The organism is Arcobacter sp. F2176, from assembly GCF_004116465.1.
Classification (GTDB): Bacteria; Campylobacterota; Campylobacteria; order Campylobacterales; family Arcobacteraceae; genus Arcobacter; species Arcobacter siniprincipis.
Genome location: NZ_PDJV01000036.1, coordinates 1 through 10,217 on the forward strand (window position 1 = coordinate 1; position 10,217 = coordinate 10,217).

Here is a 10,217-nt window from a genome sequence, read left to right on the forward strand (position 1 = left end):
CGCTGATAATACTGCAGGGTCCCCTTGTGGAAACGTAAGTCGTCGCCAACTCTTGAGTTTTTATTTAAGCTTAGTTCTATTTAGACATCGTCTTTTTAGCACTGAGCTTTTTTTTTGCACCTTTTTTACTGAATATTATAATATTATTCGTGCTAAAATTTATTTTCTACTTTTAGGTGCTAATATTATTCACTATTACCTGTAGCACGATTTATTCCCTTCGGTCAGGTATAATTATTCACTATAATTAGCTCGCATAGCTCCAACGGTAGAGCAATTGCATGGTAAGCAAGAGGTTGTAGGTTCGATTCCCACTGTGAGCACCATTTATCTTAGTTTTAATTTATCTTCTTTTTACACCGTATAAGTGTCTGACATAAGCCTATATCATCTATTGTTTCAATTACTTCTAATCCTGCTTTTAATAATAGTTTTTCAAAGTCTGTATATTTAAACATTTTACTATATCCATTTGCCATAGTTGTAAAGTATGGTGATGTATTTATTACGCAATATGCTGCTGTTTCATTATTTTGCCTATCCCAAAATGGTTCCATTATACAAACTTGATTATTTTTATCAATTGATTTTGTAATCTTTTCTAATATATTTATAATTTGTTCTTCTTTAAAACAATCTAGAAATTGACTCATCCAAACTATATCAAAATTTTTTGGAATAACAGTTTCTTCTTTTAAAATATTTGCTTCATATGTTGAAATATTTGTTATATCATTTTCATATATATTTTGTTTTGCTAGTTTTACTTGTTGTGGTAAATCCATTATTGTTATATTAGTATTTGGATTATTTTGTGCAAATTGTATTGCGAACTTACCAGTGTTTCCTCCTATGTCAAGTATTGATTTAGGATTTAGTTTTTCTAATATTTTTATTGCCTTTGGAAATCCAGAATCAGAATACATGTGATCAAATTCAAACCAAGAATCTTTTGCTTTTTGTGGTAGGGTTGAAAGTGCAGGGTAGATTGTATCCTCTTCACTAAATACTTTTAAGCCTTCTGCTTTCCCACTCTTTATTGATTCCTCTAAATAAAATAATCCTAAATAATTAACATGATGATTATAGTTCATATTAGTATTAGTCATTTTATCACTATGAATGAAAAAACCAATCTTTGTTAAATATACTTTTTCATCTACTATTGAAACTACATTAGCACTTAATGCTGTCTCACATAATAATTGTATTGCATATTTACTCAAATGACTTTTTTCTATTAACTCTTCATATGTTAATCCATCTTTATTATTTGCCAATATTTCTAATAATTTTAAATCTCTCATAGTTCTTATTACTTGAAAAATAATTGGTGCAAAAGCTATCTTTTGAGCTTCATTTTGAGCTTCCAATGCAGTTATTTTATCATTGTTTTTAAAAAAATCTTTCATACTTCTCTTTTAATTAGTTTTAAAGGCTATTGTTAACTCACCTTTTGCATAAATTGTATATTCATCAGATACTTCAAATTTGTATTCAGTCATATTTCCAAAATTAAAAGATTTTGATATTATTATTTGATAATCTTCTTTTGTGAATTCAGATATTTTTTCTATATTTTTTAATGAAACTAAAAAACCTATTATTGGTTCTTTATTATCTTGTGCAAATGCTGCACTACTTTGTGCTGCTGCTTCACTTATCATTGGTAGTGTTGGAATATAAGGAAAAGAACATTTTATAATAAAGAAATTTTCACCTTTATCTATGATTTCTTTAGCAAATCGTATAGGTGCTTGATGTGGTAAATTCATTAGATATTAACTTCTATTATATTTTTTTCATTTTTTTTAAAAAATTTAGAGATATGAATCATATGTTCTATTGATTTTGGATATTCATCATTTTGTATATTTATAAAATCTATTGTTGCTTGTTCTTTTGTAATTTTAACTTTTAGTGCAACAGCACTTTCTAAATACTTGATACAGTTATTTACTTCTTCTATGTTATCTATATCTAATGTTTCTGCACAAACTAATAATATCTCGTCACTGTCTAAAGCTTTTACTGCACCTACTTTTAAAACTTTTAAAGAAGTTTCTTCTCCTGCTGAAACTGTTAAAATTTCATTAGTATTATTTGATAATATAGAAGCATAAGATACAGGTGTATTATAAACAGAATTTTGAAAATCTGTAGGAGATAAAATCTCATTATTTGATATTGCATTTAATATCTTTGATGTTGATAATAATTCACCATATGATGTTCCAAATATTATTCTTCCATCTTTGAAGTTTACATTTGAAATAAGTTCAAGTACAAGTTTTGAAGCTCTTGTTAGTCTTCTTCTTATTATCATTTTAGGAACTAATTCTTTTGTCTTTAAATTAGCAATTTCTTTTTCTGCAAAAATATGTGAAGCATCTATTATTTCTAAATTTATTTTCATTTAACAAGTCCAAAAATTAATGAAGTATTATTTCCACCAAAGGCAAAAGAATTACTAAGTACATAATTAACTTTAGATGAAGTAGTTTCAAAAGAATAATTTATATCATCTATTTCTATTTTTTTTAAGCCTTTATTTGAAGGAATAATTTGTTCTTTTAAAACCATACAAGATATAATTGCTTCTATAGCCCCCGCAGCTCCTAATGTATGCCCTGTTATTGACTTTGTTGAACTAACTTTTGGTTTTATATCAGTAAACAAAGATTTTATTGCATTTAATTCAGAAAAATCATTGGCATAAGTTCCTGTACCATGAGCATTTATGTATGAGATATCATTTATATGTAAATTCGCATTTTTTAAAGCATTTTCCATTGCTTTTTTTGCCCCTAATCCTTCTGGGTGTGGTTGTGTCATATGGTGAGAGTCTGAACTGTATCCAACTCCACATAGTTCTATAGAATTCTTTTCTTTTTTATTTTGTAATAATAAAATTCCAAAACCTTCAGCTACATTCATACCTTCTCTATTTTTATCAAAAGGGGTGCATGGGTTTGATGATAAAACACTTAATGCTGAAAATCCACAAACAGTGGTAAAAGATAATGCATCTATTCCAATAACTAATACATTTTCATATATACCTTTTGAAATTACTTCTTTTGCATAGCCTAAAGCATTTGCACTTGAAGTACATGCTGTAGAAAAAGATATATCATCAAGGAATTTATAATTTTGTTTTAAAAAGTATGCTATAGCATCAACAGGATGTTTTTTTGGATTGATTTTTTTGTAATTTTTATTTTTGAAAAAAAGTTTTTCTGTTTCATTCATTCCTCCAACAGAAGAACCAATTAATAAAAGAGTATTTGAAAAATTAATTAACTTTGTTATATCTAATAATTTATCACATCTTTCTTTTAAAATAATATTTAAATCTTTATCTTTTTGTATTTGTCCAATTGCAACACTTCTTTCTTTAACATAGGTAGAATTTATTGCAATGGTATTCTTCTCTAAACAAATTGACTTAAATAACTCTTCTGAATTATTTCCTGCACAAGAAATTGAATCAAAATAATTTATATAGGCTTTATTATTTATTTTCATTAATATAGTTTAATAAACTAGATACAGATGCAAAAATATCTTGATATTGTTCAGTATTACTTATTTTTACACCATATTCTTTTTCGATAATTAAAACTAATTCAATTGAATCAACAGAATCTAATCCTATCCCATCTTCTCCAAATAAAGGTGCATCATCTTCGATGTCATCAATTGTAAAGTCTTCTAAATTTAGACCTTCAATTAGTACTTCTTTAAACTCATTAATAGTTATCATATTTTATCTTAACCTTGTAAATAATCTTTTGAAATAGTACTGTTTTTCATCTTTTAATCATCTTATAAATTATCTTTTAATAAATTATTTTGTACAATAACGAATACATATAGAAAGAAAATCATAGTGAAGTTATTTAAGAATTTATTTGAAGTTCTAGAAAAATCAGAAAACTATTACAAAGTTAAACTGGCAAAAAAAGAACATCCCGTATTTAAAGCACATTTTCCTCAAAACGAAATTCTGCCTGGATTTATGCAAATTGATATTATCTCAGATATATTAAATCATGAAATTAGCAGTATTTCAAAAGCAAAATTTTTGTCAATTATAAAACCTGAAGAGATAATTGAATATTATATTACTTGTGTAAATGTGTCCAAATATAAAATAATAATAAAAAATGAAAATAAGAAAATAAGTGAAATAATCTATGAAATTTAGTGAAATTATAGTTGTAATACCTACATATAATAATGATTCAACAATACAAAGAGTTGTCGATGATGTATTATCTTATAATATTAAAACAATAGTTGTTGATGATGGATATGATAATCCAATAGAAGAAAAGTTAAATAAAAATTCAAACTTAATTGTTTTAAGACACCACATAAATATGGGAAAAGGTGAAGCAATCTTGACAGGTGCCAGGAAAGCAAAAGAATTAGGGTACAAATATTTTATTAGTTTAGATGGTGATGGACAACATTTAGCAAGTCAAATAGAAAAAATTATAAATGAATGTGATGGGGATAATCAAATTATAATTGGTGCAAGAAATTTTGAGATAGATAATGTACCTAGTGGTTCTAAATTTGGTCGTTGGTTTAGTAATTTTTGGGCAACATGGGATACTGAACAAGAGATAAAAGATTCTTTATCTGGTTTTAGGTTATATCCAATTTCAATTTTAGATTTAGACATCAAAACTTCAAGATTTGATTGGGAAATGGAAGTTTTAGTGAAACATGCATGGAAAGGTAGATTAATAAAAGAAGTAATAGTTGACTGTTATTATCCAACACCCGAAGAAAGAGTTAGTCATTTTAAAAAATTCTGGGACACAGCAGCAATTGTAATGGTCCATATTCGGCTTTTACCTTTTAAATTCTTTTTAAAGAAAAGATACAAATAGATGACTGTTAAGCAAAGAGGAAGCGGTTGGAGTATAAAACTTGTATTTAATTTGTATAAACTTTTTGGGTATAAGTTTGTTTATTTTTTAATGTATCCTGTAAGTTTTTTTTATTTTTTATTTGCGTCAAATGTAAAATATTCTTTGAAAAAATATTATAAAACATTAGGTTTAGAATTTAATAATTGGGTTTATTTTGAACATTTAAGAATGTTTGCAATTTGTCTTGTAGATAGATTTATCTCTAAATATGATCCAACTTCATATGATTTTATTTATGAAGAAAAAGAGACAGTTTTAAATACAATGAATTCTAAAACTATTTTGTTGTTTTCTCACTTTGGGGGTTGGGCTTCAAGTTCTAGTAATCCCGTAACTAAAAATAGAATAAATATAGTTATGCATGAAGTTATTTTAGATAGTATAAAGAAAATTGAAAATAGCATTGAAAATAGCATTGAAAATAAACTTTCAAATATTCATATTATTGATCAATCAATGGGACAAATTCCTGTTTCTATTGAAATTGCAAATGCAATTTCTAATAATGAGATTATTGCAATAATGGCTGATAGACCAACAAGTAATAAATATAAATATAAAACAAAATTCTTTGATAAAGATGCATATTTTAATAAAAATCCATTTAAAATTTCATATAGAACAAAGACACCAATCTTATGCTGTTTTGTAATAAATATAGGATTGCAAAAATATAAAGTTGAAACTTCTGAGTTACATTTGAATTTTGGATTAAAAGAAAACGAGGCTATCGATATAGCTATAAAAGAATATATTAAATTATTTGAAGGTATTTTATTAAAATATCCAAATCAGTGGTTTAATTTTTATAATTTTTGGGAGAGTAAATGAATTTACAAATAGATAAAAGATATATAACATTAGATGAAATTACTAAAGCCTCTAATATTGAGATTTCAAAAGATAATGTATTTTTGAATTATATAAATCATACACATGATTTTTTGATGAATGAGATAAAAGATGGTAAACCAATTTATGGTATTACAACAGGATATGGGGCAAGTGGAAAGAACTATGTAAGTTATGAAGATAGCAAAACTTTACAAAAAAATCTTTTTAGATTTCATGGTTGTGGTATTGGAGTAAATTTATCTCATAAAGTTTGTAGATATGCTGTTATTATGAGAACAATCTCTTTAAGTAAAGCAAAATCAGGAGTAAGTGTTGAACTTCTAAAAAGATTAGAATTTTTAATCAAAGAAGATATTATTCCTGTTATTCCTTCTCAAGGATCAGTTGGAGCTAGTGGTGATTTAACTCCTTTATCATATATCGCAGCTGTTATTGCAGGGGAAAGAGAAGTTTATTATAAGGGCGAAATTAAAGATGTAATGGAAGTTTATAATGAGCTAAATATTACTGCTTATGAATTTAAACCTAAAGAAGCCTTAGCAATTATGAATGGAACTACAATCATGAGTGCAATAGCACTCGATGCAATAGAAGAGTTTGAAATAATACTAAATTCTATGGAATCATATGTTGCAGGTATGTTTGAAGTTCTTTTAGGGGATGATACTCCTGTGGAAGATTTTGTACATGAATCAAAACCATTTAGCGGACAAATCCAAACTGCAAAAAATATCAAAAATAAAATCCAAGGTTCAAAACTAACTCATGGAAGAGATGATAGATATGATAAGTTCTTTGCTGATAATGACTTAAATATTCAAGATACATACTCTATGAGATGTGCTCCACAAGTTTTAGGTGTGATAAGAGATAATTTAATAATTTCTAAAAACTGGGTTGAAACAGAGATAAATTCTGTAAATGATAATCCCTTAATCGATGGAGAAAATAAAAAAATATATACATCAGGTAATTTTTATGGTGGATATGTAGCTCATGCTATGGATACTTTAAAAATATGTGCTGCAAATCTTGCTGATTTATTGGATAAAGAGTTTGCTCTTTTAGTTGACCATAAATTTAATAGAGGATTAGGAGAAAATTTAAAACTTTCACATGAGCCTTTTTATCATGGTTTTAAAGCTATGCAAATAAGTTTAAGTTCTTTAAGTGCTGATGTTATTAAAAATACAACAGCTGCTTCTATTCATTCAAGACCAACTGAGTCTTTAAATCAAGATAAAGTTTCTATGGGAACAACGGCTGCAAATGATTTTGCAAAAATGATCCCAGACTTGTATAATATGCTTTCAATTGCTTTTATTGGTATGGCTCAAGCTGTTGATATTAGAGGTGAAGGGGAGGTTTCTCCATATCTTAAAAATATCCACGATGAGATTAGAAAAATAATCAAGCCACTTTATGAAGATAGAAGAATGGATTTTGATATAGTAAATATAAATAAAGTACTAAGAAGTGCAAAATTAGTATAAAGAAGTAATATGGAAAATAAAAAAGTATTGGTTACAGGAGCTACTGGTTCTATTGGACAAGCTATTGTTAAAGAGTATGCTAAAAATGGATATTTTGTATATATTCATTACAATAGGAATAAAGAAAAAGCAGAAGAGATTTTAGATGAAATAAATCAAAATGGTGAACTGATTTCCTTTAATATGCAAGACAAAAACTCTATTAGAGAAGTTTTAGAAAATCTTGATGTTGAAGTTTTAGTAAATAATGCTGGAATTATAAAAGATAATTTGTTTTTCTTTATGGATGATGATGAATGGGAAGATGTAATTAATACAAATTTAAGTGGACTTTTTTATGTTACAAAAGTTATATCTAAAAATATGATGATGAACAAACGAGGTAGTATAGTAAATGTGGCATCAATATCAGGTATAAGTGGAAACTCAGGACAAGCAAATTATAGCGCTAGTAAAGGTGGAGTTATAGCTTTTACTAAGACTTTATCAATAGAACTTGGAAGATATAATATTAGAGTAAATGCCCTTGCCCCTGGAATAATAGAATCAGAGATGATTGAAAATATACCAAATGTGAAAGAGTTGAAAAAAGCAATACCTCTTAAAAGATTTGGAAAAGCCCAAGAAGTGGCAAAATGTGCTTATTTTATGGGTGTAGATGCTACATATGTAAGTGGAGAGGTATTGAATATTAGTGGGGCAATGGTAAGATAAAGTTTATGAATTTACTCATATCTTTATTTTATGCTCCTATTGTTTTTTATTCACTAAGAAATTTTGAATTAAAAACAGTTTCATTTATAATTTTTATTTTTTCTTTGTTTTGGTTAGTTTTCAGTATAAAAAAAAGTATAAAAGAGTATATTTTCCCTCTTTTTTATTTGATGGTATCTATTTTGGCATATTTTTTAGATAATTTTGTATTTTTAAAAATGTTACCATTATTAATCTCTGGATTAATTTCAATTTATATTTTATATAGTTATATTTCTAAAAATTCTTTTATTTTTATATTTTTAGAAAGATTCAATAAAAATGTTGAGGAAGAAGAAAAAAAATATATTCATAAATCAACACTGTTTTGGTTTTATACTTCTTTAACAAATGTATTAATTCATTCTTTTGTACTTTATTCAAAAGATATGTTTTATTGGACATTTTATTCATCAGTTGGTTGGTATTTTTTGTTTATAATTGCTGGAGTTATACAATTTTTTCATAGAAAAATTTATTTTAAGGCTAAATTAGATGTTTAAAGTTTTATTTTTATTTTTATTTTCTACTTTATTTTTATTTTCAAATGAAATTAAATTTAAAGAAGAAAAGTATGTTAGCGCATTAAATACTAGCGTATATAGAAAAGGTATTTTAAATATAAATAAAGACTTTATAAAAGTTACATATCCCCAACAAAATAAGTCATTTACCTTTAAAAAAGACAATATACTAGAAAAAGATGGTCAAAAAGAGAAAATAATTACTTATGAAGATAATTTAGATTTGACAATCTTTTCAAAAATCATAGAAAGTATTTATACAAATAAAGTGGAAAATATAAGAGAATATTTTCAAATTAAAAAAAGTGATGAAGTTACAACTTTAATCCCAAGTGAATATGTAGCCAATGTAATAAGCAAAATTGAGTATCAAAAAATAGATTCAAAATTAAAGTTTTTGAAGATATATTTTACAAATGATGATTGGATAAATATTGTTCAAACTCACTAATTACATAAATATATTAGTATTATTGTCTTTAATTATATTAGTAATATTTTTTGGTTCATTTAGTCATATCTCAACTAATCTTCAATCTATACTTCCCCATAGTGAAAAAAAAGAGTTATTAAATGAATTTAATAAGTTTAAAAGTACTAAAAAAATATTTTTAAGTGTTGAGGGATTAGATAAAAAGGCATTAGAAAAAATTAGAAAATTAGAAAATTCATTTTCTAAAATAGAAGGAATAAGTCTTGTAAAAACACAAGAAAATAAAAAATTAATAGAATATAAAAACAAATATAAAGTTTATATAGAAAATATTGATAATAAAAGTCTAGATAACCTAAATATAACTAAAAAACTTGAAGAGATTAAATCAAATTTATTAAAATCAAATTTCTCATACTTTATAAATAAACAAGATCCTTTAAATCTTTTTTTAAAAGATAGCTCATTTAAAAACTTGTCCTTAGAAAATAATCACTTAAGTATAAAAGGTAAAGGCTATATCTCTATTTTTAATCTTGATAATTCAATAAATACAATTTCAAAATACGAAAAAGTATATGACTCAATAGATAAAATAATAATTAGTGAAAAAGATATAAAAGTATTTTCACCTATTTTTTATTTCGTAGAAAACTCAAGAATAATAAAAAATGATGTAAATAAAATAATTGCAATTTCTACTTTTTTATTAATATTATTGTATTTAGTGATTTTAAAAAATGCAAAATTACTTTTAAATACTATTATTACATTAGTTTCATCTATTCTCTTGTCATTACTTATCTGCTCTTTTTTCTTTGATAAATTATCTATTTTTGTTATTGTATTTGGTATATCTATTTCTACGGTTGCTATTGATTATATGTTTCATCACTATATGCATGATTATTATGAAGAGAAGAAAGGTTTTAATAAAGATGTATTTTTAGGAATGTTTACTACTGTTGGAGCATTTGCAATTTTATCTTTTGTATCTTTTGATTTAATTAAACAATTTTGCTATTTTTCCATTATTTCTCTTTTGTTTTCATATTTTCAGTTTGCATTTTTATATCCAAAAATTAAATTCTCTCAAAAAAATATTACTACAAAGTATTATAAATTCTATTCAAAAGTTAGACCTATTTATGTTATATTTTTTGCAATTGTATTATTGATATTTTCTATAGAAAGGTTTCACTTCGATTTAAAC

13 protein-coding genes and 1 tRNA gene are annotated in these 10,217 nt (G+C 25.3%); 9 read left to right on the forward strand and 5 right to left on the reverse strand.

Going from position 1 to position 10,217, the window contains the following annotated elements:
• Positions 1-250 precede the first annotated feature (250 nt).
• A tRNA-Thr gene (locus CRU95_RS15745) sits at positions 251-326 on the forward strand.
• A 12-nt stretch (positions 327-338) separates the two neighbouring features.
• Here CRU95_RS15745 and CRU95_RS15750 read toward each other — a convergent pair.
• The 5 genes from CRU95_RS15750 to CRU95_RS15770 are packed head-to-tail and all read right to left on the reverse strand — an operon-like array spanning position 339 to position 3,766.
• Positions 339-1,412 (reverse strand): methyltransferase, encoded by a 1,074-nt coding sequence (locus tag CRU95_RS15750; protein WP_129102068.1) that lies wholly within the window; start codon positions 1,410-1,412, stop codon positions 339-341.
• 9 nt (positions 1,413-1,421) lie between these two features.
• Positions 1,422-1,775 carry a hypothetical protein gene (locus CRU95_RS15755; RefSeq protein WP_129102069.1) on the reverse strand — a complete coding sequence of 118 codons (354 nt, stop codon included), beginning with the start codon at positions 1,773-1,775 and terminating at the stop codon, positions 1,422-1,424.
• Complete coding sequence (locus tag CRU95_RS15760; RefSeq protein ID WP_129102070.1) at positions 1,775-2,416, reverse strand: beta-ketoacyl synthase chain length factor; 642 nt, start codon at positions 2,414-2,416, stop codon at positions 1,775-1,777. The genes CRU95_RS15755 and CRU95_RS15760 overlap by 1 nt, the downstream gene beginning before the upstream one ends.
• Positions 2,413-3,528 (reverse strand): beta-ketoacyl-[acyl-carrier-protein] synthase family protein, encoded by a 1,116-nt coding sequence (locus CRU95_RS15765; RefSeq protein WP_129102071.1) that lies wholly within the window; start codon positions 3,526-3,528, stop codon positions 2,413-2,415. Before CRU95_RS15765 ends, CRU95_RS15760 begins: the two co-directional genes overlap by 4 nt.
• Positions 3,515-3,766, reverse strand: coding sequence for a phosphopantetheine-binding protein (locus tag CRU95_RS15770; RefSeq protein ID WP_129102072.1), 252 nt, complete (start codon positions 3,764-3,766; stop codon positions 3,515-3,517). The genes CRU95_RS15765 and CRU95_RS15770 overlap by 14 nt, the downstream gene beginning before the upstream one ends.
• 126 nt (positions 3,767-3,892) lie before the next feature.
• Here CRU95_RS15770 and CRU95_RS15775 point away from each other — a divergent pair, with 126 nt between their 5' ends.
• From CRU95_RS15775 to CRU95_RS15810, 8 genes are all read left to right on the forward strand, one after another.
• On the forward strand, positions 3,893-4,210 hold the full coding sequence (locus CRU95_RS15775; RefSeq protein WP_129102073.1) for a hypothetical protein: 318 nt from the start codon (positions 3,893-3,895) through the stop codon (positions 4,208-4,210).
• A complete protein-coding gene (locus tag CRU95_RS15780) occupies positions 4,200-4,904 on the forward strand; it encodes a glycosyltransferase family 2 protein (RefSeq protein ID WP_129102074.1) in 705 nt (234 codons plus the stop codon). The genes CRU95_RS15775 and CRU95_RS15780 overlap by 11 nt, the downstream gene beginning before the upstream one ends.
• Positions 4,905-5,777, forward strand: a complete 873-nt coding sequence (locus tag CRU95_RS15785; protein WP_129102075.1) for a lysophospholipid acyltransferase family protein — start codon at positions 4,905-4,907, stop codon at positions 5,775-5,777. It abuts the gene before it with no gap.
• Positions 5,774-7,294 carry a histidine ammonia-lyase gene (gene hutH / locus CRU95_RS15790; protein ID WP_129102076.1) on the forward strand — a complete coding sequence of 507 codons (1,521 nt, stop codon included), beginning with the start codon at positions 5,774-5,776 and terminating at the stop codon, positions 7,292-7,294. The genes CRU95_RS15785 and hutH overlap by 4 nt, the downstream gene beginning before the upstream one ends.
• A gap of 9 nt (positions 7,295-7,303) precedes the next feature.
• The gene (locus CRU95_RS15795; protein WP_129102077.1) at positions 7,304-8,008 is read left to right on the forward strand and encodes an SDR family NAD(P)-dependent oxidoreductase; all 705 of its coding nucleotides are present in this window, start codon (positions 7,304-7,306) and stop codon (positions 8,006-8,008) included.
• Positions 8,009-8,013: 5 nt separating this feature from the next.
• Positions 8,014-8,550: a hypothetical protein gene (locus CRU95_RS15800; protein ID WP_129102078.1), complete on the forward strand. Its 537-nt coding sequence runs from the start codon at positions 8,014-8,016 to the stop codon at positions 8,548-8,550.
• Entirely contained in the window at positions 8,543-9,022 is a 480-nt protein-coding gene (locus CRU95_RS15805; protein ID WP_129102079.1) for a hypothetical protein, read from the forward strand. The genes CRU95_RS15800 and CRU95_RS15805 overlap by 8 nt, the downstream gene beginning before the upstream one ends.
• Before the next feature lie 22 nt (positions 9,023-9,044).
• Positions 9,045-10,217 (forward strand): hypothetical protein (locus tag CRU95_RS15810; protein ID WP_164969818.1); only part of this gene is annotated, 1,173 nt, incomplete at its 3' end.

Bases quoted from the DNA above. Each gene is read 5' to 3' on its own strand.
- CRU95_RS15800 (WP_129102078.1), top strand. From the start codon at position 8,014: ATGAATTTACTCATATCTTTATTTTATGCTCCTATTGTTTTTTATTCA.
- CRU95_RS15770 (WP_129102072.1), bottom strand. From the start codon at position 3,766: ATGATAACTATTAATGAGTTTAAAGAAGTACTAATTGAAGGTCTAAAT.
- hutH (WP_129102076.1), top strand. From the start codon at position 5,774: ATGAATTTACAAATAGATAAAAGATATATAACATTAGATGAAATTACT.
- CRU95_RS15750 (WP_129102068.1), bottom strand. From the start codon at position 1,412: ATGAAAGATTTTTTTAAAAACAATGATAAAATAACTGCATTGGAAGCT.
- CRU95_RS15755 (WP_129102069.1), bottom strand. From the start codon at position 1,775: ATGAATTTACCACATCAAGCACCTATACGATTTGCTAAAGAAATCATA.
- CRU95_RS15760 (WP_129102070.1), bottom strand. From the start codon at position 2,416: ATGAAAATAAATTTAGAAATAATAGATGCTTCACATATTTTTGCAGAA.
- CRU95_RS15795 (WP_129102077.1), top strand. From the start codon at position 7,304: ATGGAAAATAAAAAAGTATTGGTTACAGGAGCTACTGGTTCTATTGGA.
- CRU95_RS15805 (WP_129102079.1), top strand. From the start codon at position 8,543: ATGTTTAAAGTTTTATTTTTATTTTTATTTTCTACTTTATTTTTATTT.
- CRU95_RS15785 (WP_129102075.1), top strand. From the start codon at position 4,905: ATGACTGTTAAGCAAAGAGGAAGCGGTTGGAGTATAAAACTTGTATTT.
- CRU95_RS15765 (WP_129102071.1), bottom strand. From the start codon at position 3,528: ATGAAAATAAATAATAAAGCCTATATAAATTATTTTGATTCAATTTCT.
- CRU95_RS15780 (WP_129102074.1), top strand. From the start codon at position 4,200: ATGAAATTTAGTGAAATTATAGTTGTAATACCTACATATAATAATGAT.